The sequence below is a fragment of the Paracoccus sp. NSM genome, from assembly GCF_052379855.1.
GTDB lineage: Bacteria > Pseudomonadota > Alphaproteobacteria > Rhodobacterales > Rhodobacteraceae > Paracoccus.
This window is the reverse complement of sequence record NZ_JBQTCG010000002.1, coordinates 102,774-124,093: the sequence shown is the minus strand read 5'-3', so window position 1 is coordinate 124,093 and position 21,320 is coordinate 102,774. Positions and strand designations below refer to the sequence as shown.

At 65.8% G+C, this 21,320-nt stretch carries 26 protein-coding genes; 11 read left to right on the top strand and 15 right to left on the bottom strand.

All coding sequences use genetic code 11. The features are described from left to right. Window positions 1-4: 4 nt before the first annotated feature. The 6 genes from ACTZWU_RS03720 to ACTZWU_RS03695 form a co-directional block, all read right to left on the bottom strand. Window positions 5-364: a response regulator transcription factor gene (locus ACTZWU_RS03720; RefSeq protein ID WP_444736014.1), complete on the bottom strand. Its 360-nt coding sequence runs from the start codon at window positions 362-364 to the stop codon at window positions 5-7. Between the two features lie 70 nt (window positions 365-434). Beyond that, entirely contained in the window at window positions 435-1,739 is a 1,305-nt protein-coding gene (locus ACTZWU_RS03715; RefSeq protein ID WP_444736013.1) for a short-chain fatty acyl-CoA regulator family protein, read from the bottom strand. Window positions 1,740-1,787: 48 nt separating this feature from the next. Further along, window positions 1,788-2,630, bottom strand: a complete 843-nt coding sequence (locus ACTZWU_RS03710; RefSeq protein WP_444736012.1) for an ATP-binding protein — start codon at window positions 2,628-2,630, stop codon at window positions 1,788-1,790. After that, the gene (tatC, locus tag ACTZWU_RS03705; RefSeq protein ID WP_444736011.1) at window positions 2,627-3,487 is read right to left on the bottom strand and encodes a twin-arginine translocase subunit TatC; all 861 of its coding nucleotides are present in this window, start codon (window positions 3,485-3,487) and stop codon (window positions 2,627-2,629) included. The genes ACTZWU_RS03710 and tatC overlap by 4 nt, the downstream gene beginning before the upstream one ends. 1 nt (window position 3,488) lies before the next feature. Beyond that, the gene (gene tatB / locus ACTZWU_RS03700) at window positions 3,489-3,965 is read right to left on the bottom strand and encodes a Sec-independent protein translocase protein TatB (RefSeq protein ID WP_444736010.1); all 477 of its coding nucleotides are present in this window, start codon (window positions 3,963-3,965) and stop codon (window positions 3,489-3,491) included. A 19-nt stretch (window positions 3,966-3,984) separates the two neighbouring features. Next, window positions 3,985-4,248 (bottom strand): twin-arginine translocase TatA/TatE family subunit, encoded by a 264-nt coding sequence (locus ACTZWU_RS03695; RefSeq protein WP_444736009.1) that lies wholly within the window; start codon window positions 4,246-4,248, stop codon window positions 3,985-3,987. Window positions 4,249-4,430: 182 nt separating this feature from the next. Between ACTZWU_RS03695 and ACTZWU_RS03690 the strand changes: the two genes are divergently transcribed. Both ACTZWU_RS03690 and ACTZWU_RS03685 read left to right on the top strand, forming a co-directional pair. Then, window positions 4,431-5,048: a MarC family protein gene (locus ACTZWU_RS03690; RefSeq protein ID WP_444736008.1), complete on the top strand. Its 618-nt coding sequence runs from the start codon at window positions 4,431-4,433 to the stop codon at window positions 5,046-5,048. Further along, on the top strand, window positions 5,048-5,617 hold the full coding sequence (locus ACTZWU_RS03685) for a retropepsin-like aspartic protease family protein (protein WP_444736007.1): 570 nt from the start codon (window positions 5,048-5,050) through the stop codon (window positions 5,615-5,617). The genes ACTZWU_RS03690 and ACTZWU_RS03685 overlap by 1 nt, the downstream gene beginning before the upstream one ends. On the opposite strand, the gene thyX is transcribed toward ACTZWU_RS03685, so the two are convergent. Continuing rightward, window positions 5,618-6,526, bottom strand: a complete 909-nt coding sequence (gene thyX / locus ACTZWU_RS03680; RefSeq protein WP_444736006.1) for an FAD-dependent thymidylate synthase — start codon at window positions 6,524-6,526, stop codon at window positions 5,618-5,620. 162 nt (window positions 6,527-6,688) lie between these two features. Between thyX and ACTZWU_RS03675 the strand changes: the two genes are divergently transcribed. Further along, complete coding sequence (locus ACTZWU_RS03675) at window positions 6,689-7,117, top strand: VOC family protein (protein WP_444736005.1); 429 nt, start codon at window positions 6,689-6,691, stop codon at window positions 7,115-7,117. 42 nt (window positions 7,118-7,159) lie between these two features. Here the strand turns inward: ACTZWU_RS03675 and ACTZWU_RS03670 are convergent, their stop codons facing one another. The 3 genes from ACTZWU_RS03670 to ACTZWU_RS03660 all read right to left on the bottom strand — a co-directional run bounded on the left by ACTZWU_RS03670 (window position 7,160) and on the right by ACTZWU_RS03660 (window position 8,440). Beyond that, window positions 7,160-7,573: a MarR family winged helix-turn-helix transcriptional regulator gene (locus tag ACTZWU_RS03670; RefSeq protein WP_444736417.1), complete on the bottom strand. Its 414-nt coding sequence runs from the start codon at window positions 7,571-7,573 to the stop codon at window positions 7,160-7,162. A gap of 212 nt (window positions 7,574-7,785) precedes the next feature. Continuing rightward, a complete protein-coding gene (locus ACTZWU_RS03665; protein WP_444736004.1) occupies window positions 7,786-8,097 on the bottom strand; it encodes an FAD assembly factor SdhE in 312 nt (103 codons plus the stop codon). Next, window positions 8,090-8,440: a helix-turn-helix domain-containing protein gene (locus tag ACTZWU_RS03660; RefSeq protein ID WP_444736003.1), complete on the bottom strand. Its 351-nt coding sequence runs from the start codon at window positions 8,438-8,440 to the stop codon at window positions 8,090-8,092. Before ACTZWU_RS03660 ends, ACTZWU_RS03665 begins: the two co-directional genes overlap by 8 nt. A 72-nt stretch (window positions 8,441-8,512) precedes the next feature. Between ACTZWU_RS03660 and ACTZWU_RS03655 the strand changes: the two genes are divergently transcribed. Together ACTZWU_RS03655 and ACTZWU_RS03650 are read left to right on the top strand one after the other, a co-directional pair. Continuing rightward, window positions 8,513-9,721 carry a pyridoxal phosphate-dependent aminotransferase gene (locus ACTZWU_RS03655; RefSeq protein ID WP_444736002.1) on the top strand — a complete coding sequence of 403 codons (1,209 nt, stop codon included), beginning with the start codon at window positions 8,513-8,515 and terminating at the stop codon, window positions 9,719-9,721. Window positions 9,722-9,767: 46 nt separating this feature from the next. Then, window positions 9,768-10,154 carry a baeRF12 domain-containing protein gene (locus tag ACTZWU_RS03650; RefSeq protein ID WP_444736001.1) on the top strand — a complete coding sequence of 129 codons (387 nt, stop codon included), beginning with the start codon at window positions 9,768-9,770 and terminating at the stop codon, window positions 10,152-10,154. Between the two features lie 229 nt (window positions 10,155-10,383). Here the strand turns inward: ACTZWU_RS03650 and ACTZWU_RS03645 are convergent, their stop codons facing one another. Then, window positions 10,384-11,166, bottom strand: coding sequence for a 3-hydroxybutyrate dehydrogenase (locus ACTZWU_RS03645; RefSeq protein ID WP_444736000.1), 783 nt, complete (start codon window positions 11,164-11,166; stop codon window positions 10,384-10,386). A gap of 265 nt (window positions 11,167-11,431) precedes the next feature. Between ACTZWU_RS03645 and ACTZWU_RS03640 the strand changes: the two genes are divergently transcribed. Further along, window positions 11,432-13,288, top strand: coding sequence for an extracellular solute-binding protein (locus tag ACTZWU_RS03640; RefSeq protein WP_444735999.1), 1,857 nt, complete (start codon window positions 11,432-11,434; stop codon window positions 13,286-13,288). Window positions 13,289-13,418: 130 nt separating this feature from the next. After that, the gene (locus ACTZWU_RS03635) at window positions 13,419-13,748 is read left to right on the top strand and encodes a hypothetical protein (protein WP_444735998.1); all 330 of its coding nucleotides are present in this window, start codon (window positions 13,419-13,421) and stop codon (window positions 13,746-13,748) included. Between the two features lie 25 nt (window positions 13,749-13,773). Here ACTZWU_RS03635 and ACTZWU_RS03630 read toward each other — a convergent pair whose 3' ends face one another. Then, window positions 13,774-14,931: a BCCT family transporter gene (locus tag ACTZWU_RS03630; RefSeq protein WP_444735997.1), complete on the bottom strand. Its 1,158-nt coding sequence runs from the start codon at window positions 14,929-14,931 to the stop codon at window positions 13,774-13,776. Window positions 14,932-15,196: 265 nt separating this feature from the next. Between ACTZWU_RS03630 and ACTZWU_RS03625 the strand changes: the two genes are divergently transcribed. Beyond that, window positions 15,197-16,084, top strand: coding sequence for a cation diffusion facilitator family transporter (locus ACTZWU_RS03625; protein ID WP_444735996.1), 888 nt, complete (start codon window positions 15,197-15,199; stop codon window positions 16,082-16,084). 7 nt (window positions 16,085-16,091) lie between these two features. Here the strand turns inward: ACTZWU_RS03625 and xth are convergent, their stop codons facing one another. Then, window positions 16,092-16,877, bottom strand: a complete 786-nt coding sequence (gene xth / locus ACTZWU_RS03620) for an exodeoxyribonuclease III (protein WP_444735995.1) — start codon at window positions 16,875-16,877, stop codon at window positions 16,092-16,094. Between the two features lie 41 nt (window positions 16,878-16,918). Further along, entirely contained in the window at window positions 16,919-17,242 is a 324-nt protein-coding gene (locus tag ACTZWU_RS03615) for a HesB/IscA family protein (protein WP_444735994.1), read from the bottom strand. Between the two features lie 75 nt (window positions 17,243-17,317). Between ACTZWU_RS03615 and ACTZWU_RS03610 the strand changes: the two genes are divergently transcribed. The 3 genes from ACTZWU_RS03610 to ACTZWU_RS03600 all read left to right on the top strand — a co-directional run bounded on the left by ACTZWU_RS03610 (window position 17,318) and on the right by ACTZWU_RS03600 (window position 19,624). Next, window positions 17,318-18,508 (top strand): deoxyguanosinetriphosphate triphosphohydrolase, encoded by a 1,191-nt coding sequence (locus ACTZWU_RS03610; protein ID WP_444735993.1) that lies wholly within the window; start codon window positions 17,318-17,320, stop codon window positions 18,506-18,508. A 127-nt stretch (window positions 18,509-18,635) separates the two neighbouring features. Next, the gene (locus tag ACTZWU_RS03605; RefSeq protein WP_444735992.1) at window positions 18,636-19,058 is read left to right on the top strand and encodes an OsmC family protein; all 423 of its coding nucleotides are present in this window, start codon (window positions 18,636-18,638) and stop codon (window positions 19,056-19,058) included. Between the two features lie 80 nt (window positions 19,059-19,138). Beyond that, entirely contained in the window at window positions 19,139-19,624 is a 486-nt protein-coding gene (locus ACTZWU_RS03600) for a peptidase S1 (protein WP_444735991.1), read from the top strand. 51 nt (window positions 19,625-19,675) lie between these two features. Here ACTZWU_RS03600 and ACTZWU_RS03595 read toward each other — a convergent pair whose 3' ends face one another. Then, on the bottom strand, window positions 19,676-21,271 hold the full coding sequence (locus ACTZWU_RS03595) for a peptide chain release factor 3 (protein ID WP_444735990.1): 1,596 nt from the start codon (window positions 21,269-21,271) through the stop codon (window positions 19,676-19,678). Window positions 21,272-21,320 lie beyond the last annotated feature (49 nt).

Below are 21,320 nucleotides of genomic sequence, written 5' to 3'. Positions count from 1 at the left end.
GGTCTCATCCCAGCATCTGGCGCACGATGGCGCGCAGTTCGTCATTGGCGAAGGGCTTGGCCAGAACCGCGTCGGCCTGTTGCCCGGCCTCGGCCGTCTCGCCGCGCGCGGTCAGCATCAGGACCGGGGTCGCGGCAAGGTCGGGGTCATCGGCGGCGCGCAGATCGCCGAGGATCTCGGCCCCCGAGCGGTTGGGCAGCATCAGGTCCAGGATCACCAGACGCGGGCGCTGCCGGGTGATCGCCTCGATCCCGCCCGCGCCGTCGTCATGCAGCCCGATCTGCCACCCCTCGCGGGTCAGGATGAAGCGCACCGCCTCGGCGATGTTGGGCTCATCCTCGATCATCAGGATGTCCATGGGCATCCGGCGCCTCCCCCTCAACGCGGTGTGATAATGGTCCGGAAAGCGCCCCGGTGTCAAAGCCCGCGTGGTCTCAGCCGCGGGAGCGGGAGGGCGCGCGGGGCTGGCGGCCGGGCAGCGGCGCCAGGATCGAGGGCTCGCGCCGGGCGGGGCATTCGGTGCGCGGACAGATCCGGCAGGCCGGCCCCACCATCAGCGCATCGGCAGGCGCTGGCCCCTCGGCAGGCAACAGCAGCATGTGACCGCGCAGCAGCACCGGCCCGTCCAGCCCAAGGGGTTGACTGCGCGTCGCAAAGCTGAGCGAGCGGAACAGCCGCCCCTCGGGCGTCACGATATGGCGGGCGATGGCCGTCTGCGGCATGGCCAGCGCCAGATAAAGCGGCCAGAGCGGGCAGGCATCCCCCGGTCGCGGCAAGGGGAAACCGGGCGCCGCGCGGCGCAGCGTCAGCGCCCCCGAGCCGTCGCATATAACCAGCCCGGCACCCTCGTAGCCCGCAGGGCGCAGCATCGCCAGCCGCCGCATGACCAGATCCAGCGGCAAGCCCATATCGCCCGCCAGAAGCAGCGGATCGCGCGCCCGGGTGGCGTTCAGCACGGCCGCCAGACGCGCATCGGGCAGCTCGATCCGGTCGGCCAGCATCTCGCGCGCGATCCGCGCGGCCAGCGCGCGCGCCGCGTCCGAGGCCAGTTCCGCCGCGCCGTCGGGATCGGCGGCGCCCGCATCCAGCCAGGCCTCGACCTCTTCCTGCGGGGTCAGGGGCGTGCCTTCGGCCTCGAAACTGTCCACATAGCGGACCAGTTCCTGCGCGGTGACGGACAGGCGCTGGCTGTCCTCGGCCAGATTGGCGTGAAAGCGCATCCGCCATTCGGGCGCGATCTCGTCCTCTTCGACCAGGATCGAGGCGGTCGAGCGCAGGGACGTCACCGCCGACAGGACCTCGTGCAGCGCCGCCAGCAGATAGGGGTCGTGCGTCATGCGGTCCGACAGGTCGATCAGCTGACGCTCCATCGCGACGGCGCGGCGGCTCTGCGCCAAGAGCAGCGCCGACCAGCCCGGAAAGCGGGCCAGGAACTCGGCGGCCTGATCGAGCTCCGGCGAGACGCCCTGCGACGAGGGATGCGCGGCGGCCTCGCGCAGGGCGGCGATGCGCGCCTCTTCGCGGCCCTCGGACAGTTCGTCGGGCGGCACCTGCAATTCCGTCGCCAGCTTGGCCAGCAATTCCGGCGTGACCGGGCGACGGTTATGTTCGATCAGGTTCAGATAGGCCGGCGAGATGCCCACCGCGCGCGCGACCTCGGCCTGCCTGCGCGACAGGGCAAGGCGCCGCTCGCGGATGCGGGTTCCGGTCAGGACATGCAGGGCGCCACGCTCGCTCATGGCCGCATGAAACCCGCAAGGGCCTGAGCAAGCAAGCGAAATGCGCGGTCAGGGCGACAGGCCATGACGGCCCGCCAGATCGCAGAAGAATTGCCAGGCAACCCGCCCGGATCGTGCGCCGCGCGTGGCCTGCCACTCGATCGCCTCGGCCCGCAGGGTGGCGGGGTCGATGAGCAGCCCGGCGGCGTCGCAATAGCCCTGGATCATGGCCAGGAACTGGTCCTGATCGCAGGGATGAAAGCCCAGCCACAGCCCGAAACGATCCGACAGCGAGACCTTTTCCTCGACCGCCTCGCCGGGATGGATGGCGCTGGCGCGTTCATTGTCGATCATGTCGCGCGGCATCAGGTGGCGCCGGTTCGAGGTCGCATAAAGGATCACATTCGCAGGCCGCCCGCTGATCCCGCCATCAAGCACCGCCTTGAGCGACTTGTATTGCGCGTCGTCATGGCCAAAGGACAGGTCATCGGCAAACAGCAGGAACCGATGCTGCGGGGCCGCCCCCAGAACCGCCAGCAGGCGACTGACCGAGGACAGGTCGTCGCGCGCGATCTCGACCAGGATCAGCGGCAGGCCCTGGGCCACGGCCTCGGCATGGACGGCCTTGACCAGCGAGGATTTCCCCATCCCCCGCGCGCCCCAGAGCAGCGCGTTGTTCGCGCCATGACCGCGCGCGAATTGCAGCGTGTTGGCCAACAGCGTGTCGCGCGACCGGTCGATGCCGATGAGCTGCGTCAGGGGAACGCGGTCCACCCGCGCCACAGGCTCAAGCCGGTCGGGATCGGGGTGCCAGACATAGGCATCGGCGCCCGTCAGATCGGGCAGAGGCACCGGCGGCGGGGCCAGACGCTCCAGCGCGGAAGCGATGCGGTCCAGCGACGCCCGGCTCACGGCTCGTCCTCGACCCACAGCCCCTGGGCACGCAATTCGGCCTCGCGGCGCTTCTCGATGCGGCGGACCAGCTGGATCGAGACCTCGTAAAGCCCGTAGACCACCGTGAACAGCACCACCTGCGAGATCACGTCGGGCGGCGTCGCCAGCGCGGCCAGGACCAGGATCGCCAGAACGGCATAGCGACGCGCGCTGGCCAGACCCGCAGCCGAGACCAGCCCCGCCCGCCCCATCAGCGTCAGCAGGACAGGCAACTGGAAGGACAGGCCGAAAGCCAGAATGAACTTGGTCGTCAGCGACAGATATTCATCGACCGACCCCTGGAACACGATGGCCGCCATATTGGTGGCGCCCTCAGCCACCCCCGCCGGATCGTCCGGCAATTGCAGCGGCCCCTGCTGAAATCCAAGGAAGAACGCGTAAGCCATTGGCAGGATGATGTAATAGGCGAAGGCAGCGCCCAGGAAGAACATCACCGGCGAGGCGATCAGGAACGGCAGGAAGGCCCGTTTCTCATTGCGGTAGAGGCCCGGCGCCACGAAGCGCCACATCTGGTAGGCGATGACCGGAAAGGCCAGCACGAAGCCCCCCAGCAACGAGATGCGGATGGCGACAAAGAAACCCTCTTGCAGCTTCAGAAGGATCAGCCCGCATTCCTGGCTGCGATCCTCCAGCGCGGAACAGATCGGGCGGGTCAGGAAGTTGTAGATCGGATTCCAGACCGTATAGCAGAGCACCATCGCGGCGATGAAAGCCACCAGCGACCAGATGATGCGGGTCCGAAGCTCGGCCAGATGCTCGATCAGCGGGGCAGAGCTGTCATCGATGTCGTCGTCCTGCGGAGTATTTGCGGCCAAGTCACTGATCTTTCATGTCAGAGCGGCGAACGGCATGCAGCCTGCGCCCCTGATTCTGCGGCGCCGGATCGACCGGGGGCGCGACCGGGGCAGAAAGCTCGGCAGACGCCGAAACCGGCGTCGAAGCCGTGGCTCCGGGCGCGGGGGCCGCCGGATCCGGCTTCGGCGCGTCCTGATGGCGCGCGGGGCGGCCCGGCTCCCATTTCTCGAAACGCTCGGTGGCGCGATCCAGCGCGTCGAGGCCAAGCGCCTTCTTCGAGGTCAGCGACTTCATGTCGCGCAGCGTACCCGCCGCCTCGTCCAGGCCCGAGCCCTTGGCGGCATCCTCCATGGCCGAGCTGAACTCGCGCGCCATGCCGCGCAGCTTGCCCGTGACCCGGCCAAGCGAATGAAACAGGTGCGGCAGATCCTTGGGACCGACCACGATCAGCGCCACGACGCCGATCAACAGCAGTTCGGTCCAGCCGATGTCCAGCATGGGACGCGCCTTTCGCGGATCAGTTGCGTTCGGAACCCTGCGACGGGGTGGTCCCCGGCGTCACGTCGCGCGCACGGTCTCCGGGAGCGGCACCCGGCAGATCGCGCGTCGCCTCTTTCGAAGCGCCCTCGACCTCGTCAGAGCTGTCCTTGACGCCCCGCTTGAAGGCGGTGATGCCCTTGCCGACCTCGCCCATCAGCGACGAGATCTTGCCGCGCCCGAACAGCACCAGCACGACTACCGCGATCAGAAGAAGGCCGGGAAGGCCGATATTGTTCAACATGAGAAACTCCCTCTGCAGGCGGCCCGACCGCCCGCGCCCCAGATTTAGTTTCTTGGCGCGCGGATTGCAAAGCCCTTTCCCGTGAACCGGGGGCGGCATTTTGGATGCGATGCCGGATGCGGGGGCAGCCGGTCGCAGGCGGGGCGGCTTGGCACGGCGCGGCGAACCGGCGATAAGGGCGCATGGACATGGCCACCTACATCACCGCTTTCGTGACGCTTTTCGTGGTCATCGACCCCGTCGGGCTGGCGCCGATCTTCATTGCGCTGACCCCGGACATGAGCGCCGCTGAACGCCGCCGGATCGGCCTGCGGGCGCTGGTCGTGGCGGCGATCCTGCTGATGATCTTCGGCCTCGTGGGCGAGGCGATCCTGACAGGCATCGGCATCTCTCTGCCTGCCTTCCGAATCGCGGGGGGGCTGCTTCTGTTCCTGACCGCGCTCGACATGCTGTTCGAGCGTCGGACCGAGCGCCGCGAAGGTCAGGCCGAGGCCGACGCGCCCGGCCAGGACCCTTCGGTCTTTCCACTGGCCATGCCGCTTCTGGCCGGGCCCGGCGCGCTGGCCACGATGATCCTGCTGGTCGGCGAGGGTCAGGGCGTCGGTCATGTGGTGATGATCAACGTGATGATGCTGGCGGTGCTGGGCATCGCGATGCTGCTTTTCGTGCTGGCCACACCGCTGGCGCGCGCGCTTGGCCGGACCGGCACGATGGTCGTGACACGGCTTCTGGGGATGCTGCTGGCGGCCTTGTCGGTGCAGTTCGTCATCGACGGGCTGATCGGGGCGGGACTGGTCTGATGCCGGCGGACGAAATCGCCCGGCTGGCCTATCTGACGCTGCTTCTGGTGGTGATCGGGGGCGCGATGCTTTTCGAACTGTCGGGCCGGGGCGGGCGTGCGCTGCGTCAGCTGATCCTGTGGCTGGTGATCTTTGCAGGCCTCGCCGTCGCGGCCGATTGGTGGATGACCCGGAACCAGCCGCAACAGCAGGTTTTCGAGGGCAACCGGATCGAGGTTCCCGCCGGACGCAGCGGCCATTTCCACATCCGCGCCCTGCTGAACGGGGTCGAGGTCGAGTTCGTCGTCGATACCGGCGCAACCAGCGTGGCGCTGGCGCCGGGCGATGCACGACGGATCGGGCTGGACCCGGACCGGCTGACCTATACGGGTCTTGCCGTCACCGCGAACGGGCAGGTGCCGACCGCGCCCGTCACGATCCGCGAATTCGCCATCGGCGACATCATCGACCGCGATGTGCGCGCGGTGGTTCTGAACAGCGATCTGGGCGTATCGCTGCTGGGCATGACCTATCTGCGCCGCTTCGCGCGTGTCAGTTTCGAGGGCAACCTGCTGGTGCTCGAGCGCTGATCACTCGCCCCAGGCCTCGACGAATTCGCGCCATTCGCGCGCGCCCATGCCGGAATTCTCCTGCGTCACGACCTGCCCCGCCAACCGCCGACGCAACGCCTCGGCGCCCTGCGCCGACAGGCTGACCGCATCCATCCGGTAATCGCGGAAGGCCGCAAAGGCCGCCGGGACCCAATCGGCCACGATGTCGCACATCAGGTCGGCATAGGCCCGGATTTCGTACTGCGCGTGGGAATCGGCGCGAAGCCGCAGGAAATGCAGCAGGTTGTGCAGATCCACCTTCCAGTACCACTGGGTGTAGATGTTGGCGGGCAGGTTCATGCGCGCCAATTCGCGCGCCAGCCCCTTCTGGCCGTCCTGGCTCAGCATCGATTCGTAGTGATCATAGCTGCGCATCGCATCCTCGCGCAGCAGATCAAGAACACGCTCGGCCTCGGCACCCTGAAGAACCTCGCCGCGGCCCTGGTTGTTCTGGGTCGATTGGGCGGCCAAGTGCTCGGCGCGCGGAATGTAGAATTCGCGGTCGAGGATCGAATAGCGGGCCGAATATTCGTTCACGTTCGCGGTGCGGTGGCGGATCCACTGGCGCGCGACGAACACGGGCAGCTTGACGTGGAACTTGACCTCGCACATCTCGAACGGGGTCGAATGCCAGTGCCGCATCAGGTAGCGGATCAGCCCCTCGTCGTTCTGGACCGATCGCGTGCCCTTGCCGTAGCTGACCCGCGCCGCCTGACAGATCGCCGCGTCGTCGCCCATATAGTCGATGACCCGGACGAAGCCGTGATCCAGCACTGGATGGGCGGTGTAAAGGCGCGCCTCCATCCCCGGCGACACCGCCCGCAGCGTCTGGCGCGGCGTGGCGCGTTCGGATTCGATCTCGGCCTGCTGTTCGTGTGTCAGGGGCATAGCGCAGGATCCTCTCAGGCGGTCGTGATGAATCGCCCTTCGGGCGGTCGCGATGGCCCTCGTCCTAAGTCAAGATGCGGCCTGCGGCAACCTCCGGCCCTGCTCGGCGTTGAACCCGGCGGCGCGCCATGCCAGCCTCTGCGCGCAAGAACAGGAGTCCCCATGAACATCCGCTATCTGCACACGATGGTCCGCGTGAAGGATCTGGACAAGACGATGGCCTTCTTCCGCCTGCTGGGCCTGGAAGAGACGCGCCGCGTCGACAATGAAAAGGGCCGCTTCACTTTGGTCTTCATGGCCCCGCCCGGCCAGCCGGAATGCCCGGTCGAACTGACCCATAACTGGGACGGCGACGAGGGGCTGCCATCGGACAGCCGCCATTTCGGCCATCTCGCCTATCGGGTCGGCAATATCTACGAGATGTGCCAGCGCCTGATGGATGCGGGCGTCACCATCAACCGACCGCCGCGCGACGGACACATGGCCTTTGTCCGCAGCCCCGACAATATCTCGATCGAACTGCTGCAAGAGGGCGAACACCTGCCCCCGCAAGAGCCCTGGGCCAGCATGGAAAATACCGGCCATTGGTAAGGTCCGCCCCGGCGCGGCTTCGGTGCCGCGCCGGGCATGCCGTCAATAGATATAACGGATCTGCTCGCTCCAGAATCGTTCGATGCGGCGGGTCTGCATGTTCACATCGTCCAAGGGCGGATCGTCCAGCACGCCCGACATGGCCAGCCCTTGGGCATGGCGCAGGAAAAGCTGGCGCACGATCTCGCGGATGCGCTGACCCTCGGCCGTCAGGCGCACCCGAACCGAGCGGCGGTCCAGATCGCAGCGTTCGTGATGGACATAGCCCATCGTCACCAGCTTCTTGAGGTTGTAGCTGACATTCGACCCCTGATACATCCCGCGCGAGCGCAATTCGCCAGCGCTGACCTCGGCCTCGCCGAGATTATAAAGGATCATCGCCTGGACCGGCGTCAGATCTGTCTGGCGCAGGCGTTCGAACTCGTCCTTGACGAGATCCAGCATCAGCCGGTGCATCCGTTCCAACAGCCGCAAGGCCTCCAGATAAGCCTCGGAGGTGTCGGACAGGGTCTCGTCCTGGGGCAGACCGAAAGCGGGTCGCGGGTCCTGCGGGGCTTGGGCAAGCATCTTTCGCCGTCCTGTCATGTTCGTCATGATCTGACGATGACAGCAAAAGCCGAATTGCCGGTTAATCCCGCATATTATTCCGCGCCCGAATGCGAAGAATTTTAGTCAGCGGCGAAACGCGCAGCCGCATGCGCGGCGATCACGTCCAGCATGGGTTCCAGAGCGGGGTCGGGCTTGCTGCGCCCGGCCGGTGCTTCGGCCCCGATCCGGGCAGTGACCCACAAATAAAGGTCCTGGTCGTTTTCCGACAGCAGGCGCTCGTAAAGATCCAGTTCGGCGGCCTCCAGCCGGGCCAGCCGGTCATCCGCGAAATGGCCCAGAATCAGGTCCATCTCCTTCATGCCGCGGCGCCAGCTGCGCATGTGCAGACGCTTCAGGCGGTGTTCGGGCGATTCGGTCGTGGTCTCATCCATGGCTCAGTGCCTCTTGCAAACGGTCGATGCGCTGCTCGGCTTCGGCCAGCAGCGCGCGCAGCGCGGCCAGTTCGTCCAGCAGTGCGGCCTGTCGCGACCTCTCTTGCGGCGGCTCGCCCTCGCCCGTCAACAGCCATTGCGGCGTCACCCCCAGCCTTGCGGCGATCTGACCGATCAGCGGCGCGCCCGGTTCGGCCTGATCGACCTCCCAGCCCTGCTGGGTTTCAGGCCGCACGCCCAGTTCGTCGGCCAGAGCCTCGACGCTGAGCCCCGCCGCTTCGCGCGCGGCGGTCAGCCGGTCGCCCAGGGTCGCCACGGTCTCGCCATAAATGTCGCTGTCCATCCTGCCATCCTTGCCCGTTGATCGCGGGCAGCGTAAGCCCTGACGCGCATGATGACAAATACGAGGCCCGCCATGGCTTTCCTGTCCGCCCGACTTGACCAGATCAAGCCCTCGCCCACCATCGCCATGACGACCCGCGCGGCCGAGCTGAAGGCCGAGGGGCGCGACATCATCGCCCTGTCGGCAGGAGAGCCCGATTTCGACACGCCAGAGACGATCCGCGATGCCGCCAAGACCGCCATCGATGCAGGCCATACCCGCTATACGCCGGTGGACGGCACGGCGTCGCTGAAGCGCGCCATCGCGGCGAAATTCGCGCGCGAGAACGGGCTGGACTACGCGCCCTCGCAGATCACGGTCGGCACGGGGGGCAAGCAGATCCTCTATAACGCGCTGATGGCGACGCTGGATCAGGGTGACGAGGTGATCATCCCGGCGCCCTACTGGGTCAGCTATCCCGACATGGTGTTGCTGGCGGGCGGCACGCCGGTCGTCCTCCCCTGCCCCGCCGATCAGGGTTTCCGCCTGACGCCCGAGGCGCTGGAGGCCGCGATCACGCCGCGCACGAAATGGCTGATCCTGAACTCGCCCTCGAACCCGTCGGGGGCCGGCTATGACCGGGCGTCGATGAAGGCGCTGACCGATGTGCTGCTGCGTCATCCGCAGGTCTGGGTTCTGGCTGACGACATCTATGAACATCTGGTCTTCGACGGTTTCGAATTCTGCACACCGGCCCAGATCGAGCCGCGCCTGAAGGACCGGGTGCTGACGATGAACGGGGTCAGCAAATCCTATGCCATGACCGGCTGGCGGATCGGCTATGGCGCGGGGCCGCAGGCGCTGATCAAGGCCATGGCGATGCTGCAATCGCAATCCACCAGCAATCCCTGCTCGGTCAGCCAATACGCCGCCGAGGCCGCGCTGGAAGGGCCGCAGGACTACATCCGCGACAGCCGCGCGGTGTTCCAGCGCCGCCGCGATCTGGTCGTGGCCGGGTTGAATGCCTGCCCCGGTCTGGATTGCCCGGTGCCGCAGGGGGCGTTCTACGTCTATCCCTCGATCGCGGGGCTGATCGGCACCGTCTCGCGCAGCGGTCGCCGCATCGACAGCGACGAGGATTTCGCCAATGCGCTGCTGGACGAGGAAGGCGTGGCGGTTGTCTTTGGCGCGGCCTTCGGGCTCAGCCCGCATTTCCGGGTGTCCTACGCAACCAGCGACGAACGCCTGACCGAGGCCGTGGCACGGATCCGCCGGTTCTGCGAGGGCTGCAACTCCGCCTGACCGGGCGCGTTGGGACAGGGCGAGCAGAAGCAAGAAGGAGAATCCGATGCTGCCCCATAACGCCCTTGTCGTGGTGGCCGACGGCCATTCCGCCACCCTCTTTCGCAATCAGGCACGCCACGGGATCGACCTGGCCCAGCCCCGGCGCGTGACGCCGGAAAGCCTTGCCGACCCTGCCACGACGCCGAAACTCGACGAGATCAACACCCCACGCGACGAGGAAGAGGCTGCCTTTGCCGTAGATCTGACGCGCCACCTGAACGGGATGGTGCTGAAGAACAGGGTCGAGGATATCGTGATCATCGCCGATCCCTCGACCCTTGGCGTGATGCGCAAGCATTACCACAAGGAATTGCAGTTCCGCCTGCGCCGTGAATTGGCCAAGACGCTGACCAATGCCGACAGCGCGGCCATCGCCGAGGCGCTGGCCTGACAAGGCCCGCCAAAACGAAAAAGGCGCCCTGCGGGGCGCCTTTTTCATGCCGGGTGCCGCTTCGGGCCGTGATCAGAAGATGCCGAAGAGATACAGCAGGATGATCACGAAGACCGGCACCCCCAGAAACCATGCCACAAGACCTTTCATCGCCCGTCTCCTTCGTCGTTCATGTGTCGATCTGACAGGCGAACGTCTCAGGTGATCACAAGTTCCTGAACCGGGCGTCTCACAACGCCGTCCAGCCGCCATCCACGCTGATCGTCGTGCCGGTGATCTGGGCGGCGGCATCGCTGCACAGGAAGACCGCCGTATCCCCAAGCTGATCCGTGGTGGCGAAATCCTTCGAGGGCTGACGCTCCAGCAGGACTTTCTCGATCACATCCTCGCGGCCCATGCCGTATTTCTCCATCGTGTCGGGGATCTGCGCCTCGACCAGCGGCGTCAGGACGTAGCCCGGACAGATGGCGTTGGCGGTGATCGGCTCGCGCGCGGTTTCCAGACCCGTCACCTTGGTCAGCCCGACAATGCCGTGCTTGGCCGCGACATAGGCCGATTTGTAGGGGCTGGCCGTCAGCCCGTGGGCGCTGGCGATGTTGATGACCCGCCCCCAGCCCGCCGCCCGCATCATCGGCAGGGCCGCCGCCGTCGTGTGGAACGCCGAGGAGAGGTTGATCGCGATGATCGCATCCCACTTCTCGGCCGGGAAATCGGGGATCGCCGCGACATGCTGGATGCCCGCATTGTTCACCAGGATGTCGCAGGCCCCGGCCTTTTCGACCAGAGCGCGGCATTGATCCCCCTTGGACATGTCGGCCGCGATGTAGCGGACGCTGACCCCATGTTCGGCGGCCAGCTTTTCGGCCAGCGCGTGATCCTCGTCGCGGTCGGTGAAACTGTTCAGCACCACATTGGCGCCCGCATGGGCCAGCCGTGTGGCCACGCCCAGCCCGATCCCGGAATTCGAGCCCGTCACGATGGCGGTCTTGCCCGTCAGGAATTTCTGAAACATCGGCTGCTCCTCACTTGCCTGGCGCGGAACGCAAGGCGCCCTCCCGCTGGTTTCGCAGGTGCAGCATGAGCAAAAAAAAGCGCCCGCACAAGGCGGGCGCAAGTCATGAGGCAGGTTTCATACAGGCAAGAAACCTATCGAGCAGTGGGTTATTTATACGCGAGTGTTCGCCCGAGTCCAACACAGTTCTTCCCGCCTTGGTTGACGCCTCCTTTGCAAGCCTGTTGATATCGCCGGCAAAGGAAACGGCACGAGGCAGCGGGCGATGCGAATCTTCGGAATCCTTAACGAATGCGCGATCAGGGGTCTCGTTCCCGTGATCGCGGCCTTCGGAATCGGTGTTGCAGCAATGCCTCTGGCAAGCCTCGCCGAGCCCACCCATGGCATTGCTATCTATGGAGAACCTGCCCTGCCTCAGGGCTTCGCCCACCTGCCCTATGCGAATCCCTCGGCCCCTCGGGGGGGCACGATTCGCCTCGCGGAACCGGGGGGATTCGACAGCCTGAAGCCTTGGGTGCTGAAAGGAAACGCCGCTTGGGGCGTCGGTGTGCATGTCACCGAATCGCTGATGATCCGGTCGATTGACGAGCCCTTCACCCTTTACGGTCTGCTGGCCGAGACGGTCGAGACCGCGCCCGACCGGTCTTGGGTCGAATTCACGCTGCGCCCCGAGGCGCGCTTTTCCGATGGCAGCCCCGTCACCATCGAGGACGTGATGTGGTCCTACGAGACGCTCGGGACGCAAGGCCATCCGCGCTATCATTCGGCCTGGTCCAAGGTCGCCTCGATGGAGCAGACGGGCGAACGCAGCCTGCGTCTGACATTCTCGGAAATCGACCGCGAATTGCCGCTGTTGATGGGGATGCGCCCGATCCTGAAAAAGGCGCAATGGGAAGGTCAGGATTTCACCGACAGCAGCCTTGAGCCGCCGATCGGGTCCGGCCCCTATGTGATCGACCGCGTCGATCCGGGCCGCGCGATCAGCTTCCGGCGCAACCCCGATTATTGGGGCAATGACCTGCCCGTGACGCAGGGCCTGCACAATTTCGACGTGATTCGCTACGATTACTTCGGCGACGCCAATGCCATGTTCGAGGCCTTCAAGGCGGGCGAGGTGACGGTCTGGCGCGAACTCAGCGCGCAACGTTGGGCGCAGGAATACAACTTCCCGTTGGTCACGCGCGGCGATGTCACCCTGTCGGAAATCCCCAACCAGCGGCCTTCGGGGATCGTCGGTCTTGTGATGAACACGCGCAACCCGATCTTTGACGATTGGCGGGTGCGTCAGGCGATGATCGAGATGTTCAACTTCCCCTTCATCAACCAGACGCTGAACGGGGGCGTCGATCCGCGCATCACGTCCTATTTCTCGAACTCGGTCCTGGGAATGGATCACGGCCCCGCCACGGGCCGGGTGGCCGAGCTGCTGGAACCCTTCGCCGCCGACCTGCCCCCCGGCACGCTGGAGGGCTACAGCCTGCCCGAAGGCAGCGACCGGGCGATGGACCGGGCCGCCGTCCGCCGCGCGATGGCCCTGATGGAAGAGGCGGGCTGGGGCGTGCAGGACGGGCAGATGCGAAACGCGGCGGGCCAGCCCTTCGCCTTCGAGATCCTGCTGAACCAGTCGGGCACCGCGATGCGCACCTCGTCCGAGACGCAGCAGATCGTGAACATCTATATCGAGGCGCTGCGTCCGCTTGGCATCACGCCCCGCGTGACGCTGCTGGATTCCGCGCAATATGTCGAGCGGACGAACAATTACCAGTTCGACATGGCCTGGTATGAACGCGGCCTGTCGCTGTCGCCCGGCAACGAGCAGCGGCTTTACTGGGGTGCGCAGGGCGTGACCGAACCGGGGACGCGCAACTGGATGGGCATGAACAGCCCGGCGGCCGAGGCGATGATCGACCGCATGGCGCAGGCCGAGGATGCCGAGGACTTCACCGCCGCCGTGCAGGCGCTGGATCGCATCCTGACGGCAGGCCGCTATGTGATCCCGGTCAGCTTTTCGCCCATCTCTCGGCTGGCGCATGCCTCGGACCTGAAATATCCTGACAGGACGCCCATTTACGGCGACTGGCCGGGCTTCATGCCCGAAACGTGGTGGCAGGAGGCGAACTGATGCGGATGATTTTGGTTACGGTGACAGCCTGTGCCATACTGGCCGGGTGCAACACCATCGCCGGCGTCGGCGAGGACATCACCGGGGTTGCCCGTTGGGTTCAGGGCGGCATCCCCGCAGGAGGATATTGATGAAATGGCATCATGTGGCCGCCAACTGGCCGGCTTTCTACGAAGCGATCCTGGACAAATGGCCCGAGGCCGACGAATCCGACCTTGACGAGATCGACGGCGACCAGCGCGCCTTCATCGCCTATCTGGCCGAAGCGACCGGCCAGGAGGTAGAGGAGATCCGCGAGGAATTGCGCGACTGGCTCACTGGCGAAATCCCCTCGGACGTGGTCATGGACCCGATCCACGACAATCACTCGATCACCCTCAGCGCGAAATACGTCAACGAGGGCGAGGATGAATTCGCCGACGATGCCGCCTTCGGCGACGACAAGGAGGACGAGGAATGACCCCACCTCCCGCCGCGGCCCGGCCTCAGCCGGGCGTGGCGGGACCATGCAGAGCCGACAATTTCGTCAGGCGCCGTGCAAGCAGCACATAGATCACGGCATAGATCCCCGCCACGACCAGCCCCACCCACTGGATCTCGAACGGGGTGAAGACATAGGCCGCGACCAGCGTCGCCTGCAGCACGGCATGGATCGGGTAGTAACGCCCGCCCAGCCTCTCCCGCGTCCAGCCCAGATTGGCCGAGTAAAGCCGGATCAGGCTGTCGAGCGAGTTGATCACGAAGACCACGCCCACGACGATCATGAACCAGTTCAACCATGTCGGGATCACGATCTGGTTCGCGTGATAGACATAGAGAACCGAGAACCACAGCCCCAGAGGCACGGCCGGCAGCGCCACCATCGCCAGCGCCAGTTGCCAGACCGGCAACCCGCCCACGAAGCGCGCCACGAACTGTCCGATCATGATCGACCAGGCGAACCACCAGAACAGGTAGAATTCGTGGTAATCGCCGATGGGCGTGGCAAAGCGCGGCAGATGCCGGAAATAATCGCCCAGCATCGCGACGCTGCCGAAGAAGTCGCCCAGACCCACCCGGCTATAGACGAAGGCGATCATCGCCAGCGCCGTGAAGGCCAGAACGCCGAACCCGTAGCTGGAGACGATCGCCAGCCATTTCATCACCCGCATGTCACCGCTGGATACGACCGAGGTCGCGATCACCACCAGGACCAGCGCCCAGATCGCGCCCTGCGGCAGGTCGGGCGCATAGCCGGGCAGGTTGATCATGAACAGGTAGCAGGTGAAGGAACAGGTCGCGATGATCGTCAGGTTGTAGACAAGCTTGATCGCGGGGATCTCGAACAGGCGCAGGCGCGGCTCGATGGCGACGAAGTAGAAGGTCGTGACGAAATACATCAGCCAGACCAGCGGCCCCCACATCCCGAATTCGACCGCCAGCGCGTTGGTGAATCCAAAGGCCGGGTCGCTTTCATAAACGGGGAACTCGTTCAGCGGCAGCATCACCAGACCCATATCCAGCCCCGCCGTGAACAGCAGCGCGATCAGCGTGAACAGCCCGACCGGGCTTTCGCCGCGGCATTTGAGCCTTGGATAGCGCAGCAGCACGAAGAGCGCACAGCCGAGAACGCTGAGATAGGCCAGAGTGATGATGGGTGTCATGGATCGTCCTCGTGTCGGGATCGCCTCGCGTCTGTGTGGAACCGGCCCGCAACCGCGCAGCCTCATCCGTCCCGCCAGAGGTGGGATCGGTGGCCGCCGGATCGTCGCCGGCGCGACCCCCGAGGGGCCGCTGATCGGGATGTTCCCACCAGATTGCAGGAAATTGATTGTTGGGTCAATCAAGATTCTGTCACATCGGATGGTTGAGATCAGGCCCCGCTTCTGTCAAAGGCAGGCGCGACAAGACCAGCGCGACCGGGCCGCCATGACCACCACGATGAAACTCGCCGCAGGCAGCATCCTGCTGGGCCTTGCCGTCCTTGCTCTGAAGGCGCTGGCCTGGTGGCTGACAGGTTCGGTCGCGCTGTTGTCGGATGCGCTGGAAAGCATCGTCAACGTGGCGGCGGCCATCGCGGCGCTGGTCGCGATCGGCGTCGCGCAGCGCCCGGCGGATCAGGGTCACCCCTACGGCCACCACAAGGCGGAATTCATCAGCGCCGTCATCGAGGGCGTGCTGATCATCCTCGCCGCGCTTCTGATCCTGCATCAGGCCTGGGGCGCGCTGCAATCGCCGCGCATGCTGGAACAGCCCGGTCTGGGGCTGGCGATCAACGCTTTCGCCTCGGTCCTGAACGGCCTGTGGTGCTGGGTGCTGATCCGCGAGGGGCGCAGGCGGCGCTCGCCCGCGCTGGTCGCGGACGGCAAACACCTTTTGACCGACGTGATCTCGTCCATGGGCGTTCTGGCGGGCATCGGGCTGGCGCTGGCGACGGGCTGGATGATCCTAGACCCGATCCTGGCGATGCTGGTCGGGGTGAACATCCTCTGGTCGGGCTGGAAGGTCGTGACGGCCTCGGTTTCGGGCCTGATGGACGAGGCCGTGTCGGATCGCGCCCTGTCCGAGATCCGGCAGATCATCTCGGACAGGGCCGAGGGCGCGATCGAGGCGCATGACCTGCGCACGCGCCATGCCGGGCGCGCCACCTTCATCGATTTTCATCTGGTCGTTGACGGCCAGACCACCGTCGCCGAGGCGCATGACATCTGCGACCGGATCGAGGCCGCGCTGAAGGAACACCTGCCCGACGCGCAGATCACCATCCATGTCGAACCCGAACACAAGGCCAAGCATTCCGGCGTTCTGGTGATCTGACGCCCGGTCAGGCGGCCAGCCGCACCCAGACCGGGACGTGGTCGCTTGGCTTCTCGCCCGCGCGGACGTCGCGTTCGACGCCCGCATCGACCATCAGATCGGCGGCTTCGGGCGACAGCAGCACGTGGTCGATGCGGATGCCGTCATCGCGGTTCCACGCCCCCGCCTGATAATCCCAGAAGGTGAACGGCCCGCGCGTTCCGTGGGGGTCACGGATGCGGATGGCATCGGTCCAGCCCTGATGCAGGATCGCCCGGAACGCGGCGCGGCTTTCGGGACGGAACAGCGCATCGTCAAGCCAGTTCTGCGGATTGGCCACGTCGCGGGCCTCGGGGATGATGTTGTAATCGCCCAGCATCACCACCGGCATTTCAAGCGCCAGCAATTCGGCGGCGCGCAGGCGCAGGCGCTCCATCCAGGCCAGCTTGTAATCGTATTTCGGTCCCGGCGCGGGGTTGCCGTTGGGCAGGTAAAGCCCCGCGATCCGCACCGATTGCGTGCCGGTCACGGTCGCCTCGATATAGCGGGCCTGTTCGTCGCCATCGTCGCCGGCCAAGCCGCGCGTCACGTCCTCCAAGGGCAGCCGCGACAGGATCGCGACGCCATTGAAGCCCTTTTGCCCATGCGTCTCGACCTGCCAGCCCAGATCCTCGAAATGGGCGCGGGGGAACGCCTCGTCCACCGACTTGATTTCCTGAAGAACGACCAGATCGGCATCGGTCTGGCCCAGCCAAGCGGTCAGGGCCTCGATCCGGGCCTTGACGCCATTGATGTTGAAGCTTGCGATTTTCATGGCGCGACCATGCGTCCGGCCATCCCCCTTGGCAAGCCCGCTTACATCGAGAAGGACGTCCCGCAGCCGCAGCTGCTGGAGGCGTTGGGGTTCTCGATCACGAAGCGCGCGCCGATCAGTTCCTCGGAGAAATCGATCACCGCGCCCGCCAGAAACGGCAGCGAGACCGGATCGACCAGCACCTGCTGGCCCGCGCCCTCAAGCACCAGATCGTCGGGGGCGGGCTGGTCCAGGCGGATGTCGTACTGGAAACCCGAACACCCCCCGCCCGAGACCGCCACCCGCAGGGGCTGCGGCTCTTTGCCGGCATTGATCTGGGCCAGGCGCTCAAAGGCGCGTTCGGTGACTTTCGGCGGCAGGTTCATGGGGCGTTCCGGTTTTCCACATCTGCTGCGAAATATAGGGTTGGCGCGCACGTCCCGCAAGGAAGCCCCACGCCCATGACCGCCCTCGCGCCCTATGCCTGCCAGCCCGATCAGAGCCGCGGACGGCTGTTTCCGGAAAAGCTGTCCACCTTCCGCTCGCCCTGGCAGCGGGATCGGGACCGGATCATCCATTCGTCGGCCTTTCGGCGGCTCAAGCACAAGACGCAGGTTTTCGTCGAACATGACGGCGAGGCATGGCGCGGCGATTATTTCCGCACCCGCCTGACCCACACGATCGAGGTGGCCCAGGTCGCCCGCACCATCGCGGGCGCGCTGAACCTGAACACCGATCTGGCCGAGACGGTCGCCCTGGCGCATGACCTGGGCCACCCGCCCTTTGGCCATACCGGCGAGGACGCGCTGGCCGTCCTGATGGAGCCCCATGGCGGCTTCGACCACAACGCCCAGGCCCTGCGGATCATCACCCGCCTCGAACGCCATTACGCCGATTACGACGGTCTGAACCTGACCTGGGAATCGCTGGAAGGCATCGCCAAGCATAATGGACCGCTTGTCGGGACAAGCCCGACAGGAGGCCCCGTCACCGGCCCCCTGCCCTATGCCCTCGCCGAGGTGAACGCCGCCTGGGATCTGGAACTGCACAGCAATGCCAGCGCCGAGGCGCAGGTCGCCGCCGTGGCCGACGACGTGGCCTATAACCACCACGACCTGCATGACGGCCTGCGCGCCGAATTGTTCACCGAGGCCGAGCTGTCCGACCTGCCCGTGATCGGCCCCGCCTTCGCCGAGGTGGACGCCCTCTATCCCGGCCTCGACCCGACCCGCCGCCGCTACGAGGCCCTGCGCCGCGTCTTTGGCGTCATGGTCGAGGATGTGATCGCGGTCGCCCAGAACCGCCTTGCGGGCCTGCAACCCCGCCATGTCGACGAGATCCGGGCGATGGACGGCCCGATCATCCGGTTCTCGAAACCGCTCTACCAGAACATCAAGGCGATCAAGTCCTTCCTGTTCCAGCGCATGTATCGCGCGCCTTCGGTGGTGGTCGAACGCGAATCGGTGACGCGGATGGTGAACGACCTCTTTCCGCATTACCTGGCCCATCCCGAGGCGATGCCCGACCAATGGCACCAGGCCGCACGCGCCCTGAACGACGAGACCGAGCGCGCGCGTCTGGTGCTGGATTACGTCTCGGGCATGACCGACCGCTACGCCATCGCCGAGCATCAGCGCCTGTTCCGCCGCTGAGGGCCGCCGGAACTTTCCCGTCCCCGCATGTGTTGAGGGCCGGAAACGGCGGCCGGACCCTCGATCCCCGCGCGCCCTCGGGCGCCGGGCGAACTGCTCCGGCCCGATAGCAGGAAGGGAACATGGCATGATCACCCGCAGCGGTTCGGCGAAATGGCAAGGCGGTCTCAAGGGCGGCAAGGGCACGGTCTCAACCGCGTCGGGCGCGCTGGACGCGCTGGCCTACGGCTTCAATACCCGGTTCGAGGACGGCCCCGGCACCAACCCCGAGGAACTGGTCGGCGCCGCCCATGCCTCGTGTTTTTCGATGGCGCTGGCGATGATGCTGGAACAGGCAGGCATCACCGGGGTCGAGATCGAGACCCGCTCGGACATCTCGATGGACAGGGAGGGCGAGGGTTTCGCCGTCAAGAAGGCCCATCTGACCACCACGATCCGCGGCGAGGGCGACCCCGACACGCTGCGCGAGATGGCCGAAAAGGCCAAGGCCGGATGCCCGATCAGCAAGTTGCTGAACGCCGAGATCACGATGGACGCGCACCTGGCCTGAGGCCCGCGCTTTCGCATTTGACATCGGGCGGCCGGGCATGTGCAGATAGGGCAAACGCCCGCTGCAAATGAGGCCGCCCGATGCTTCGATCCTGCCTGCACCTGAAGGTCTGTCTGGGCCTCGCCATCGCCGCCACGCCGCTGGCCGCCGCCGCACAGGATTGCCCGGACTGGCGCCTCGTCGCCCCCAAGACCATCGAGGCCAGCGCCACCAGCCTGTTCTCGCGCTACCAAACGCCGCTGATCGCGGGCGGCTCGGTGAACCTGACCTCGTGCCTGTCGATGCCGGGGATCGGCTATCTGGCGGAAGCCCCTGATCTCAGTGTCGAATATGACGGACAGGGGGATCGCAGGCTGCTGGATATCCGCGTTCAGTCGGATTGCGACACGACCCTGCTTGTGAACCTGCCCGACGAGCAATACGTCTATTCCGACGACGAGGACGGGCTGAACCCTGTCATCCGTATCTCGGCCGCGCAAACCGGGCTTTACGACATCTGGGTCGGCACGATCGAGCCCGCGAATTGCGCCGCCATCCTGATGATCGAGACCTTCGACGAAAGCTGAGACCGGGGCCGCCCGATCACGGGCGGCTCTGGCTCATGGGGCGGCGCGGGATCAGACCATCATCTCCTTGGTGGCGGTCAGCTTCAGGTCGGGATGGTCGCGCCCGATCCGGTCGATGTCCCATTGCAGGCGGGTCAGATAGACCAGATCGCCGTCATGGTCATGCGCCAGATGGCCCTTGTTGGCATTGGCGAAGGCATCGACCTTGTCCTTGGGGCCGCTGACCCACCGCGCGCTGGTGAACTGGCTGCCCTCGAAGCGCACGGGGATGCCGTATTCGATCTCGATCCGGCTGGCCAGTACCTCGAATTGCAGCGCGCCGACGACGCCCACGATGAAGCCCGAGCCGATGGCCGGCTTGAACACCTTGGCCGCGCCCTCTTCGGCGAATTGCATCAGCGCCTTTTCCAGATGCTTGGCCTTCATCGGATCGGTCGCGCGCACGCTCTGCAGAAGCTCGGGCGCAAAGGACGGAATGCCGGTGAAGCGCAGGGCCTCGCCCTCGGTCAGGGCATCGCCGATGCGAAGCTGGCCGTGGTTCGGAATGCCGATGATGTCGCCGGCCCAAGCCTCTTCGGCCAGTTCGCGGTCGGCGGCCAGGAACAGGACCGGGTTCGTCACCGCCATCGGCTTTTTCGACCGCACATGCGTCAGCTTCATGCCGCGCTCGAAATGCCCCGAGGCCAGACGCACAAAGGCCACCCGGTCGCGGTGCTTGGGGTCCATGTTCGCCTGCACCTTGAAGACGAAGCCGGTCACAGGCGTCTCTTCGGGGCTGATCTGACGCCCGGCGGCGTTCTGTGGCTGGGGCGGAGGCCCGTATTCGCTGATCCCCTTCATCAGCTCGCGCACGCCGAAGCTGTTGATCGCGCTGCCGAACCAGATCGGCGTCATGTGACCTTCCAGAAAGGATTGCCGGTCGAAGGCGGGCAGCAATTCGCGCGCCATCTCGATCTCGTCGCGCAGCTTGGCCAGAAGGTCGGCGGGGACGTGATCGGCCAGTTTGGGATCGTCCAGCCCCTCGATCGCGATGCTTTCAGCGACCTTGTTGCGGTCTGCGCGGTCCATCAGTTCCAGCCGGTCGCGCAGCATGTCGTAGCAGCCGATGAAGTCGCGCCCGACCCCGATGGGCCAGCTGGCCGGTGCCACGTCGATGGCCAGGTTCTCCTGGATCTCGTCGATGATCTCGAACGTGTCGCGGCTTTCGCGGTCCATCTTGTTGCAGAAGGTCAGGATCGGCAGGTCGCGCAACCGGCAGACCTCGAACAGCTTGCGGGTCTGCGATTCGACGCCCTTGGCGCCGTCGATGACCATGATCGCCGCATCCACCGCCGTCAGCGTGCGATAGGTGTCCTCGGAAAAGTCGCTATGGCCCGGCGTATCGACCAGATTGAAGCGATATGCATCAAAATCGAACGACATCGCCGAGGCCGAGACCGAGATGCCGCGGTCCTGCTCCATCTTCATGAAGTCCGACCTGGTGCGCCGCGCCTCGCCCTTGGCACGCACCTGACCGGCCATCTGGATGGCGCCACCATACAGCAGGAATTTCTCGGTCAGCGTGGTCTTGCCGGCATCGGGATGCGAGATGATCGCAAAGGTCCGGCGGCGGGCGATTTCGGGCGGAAGTTCGGGGCGGTTGCTCATGGAGGGCGCTTTACCCCGCCCGCAGGCGCAAGGCAATCGCGGGGTTGGG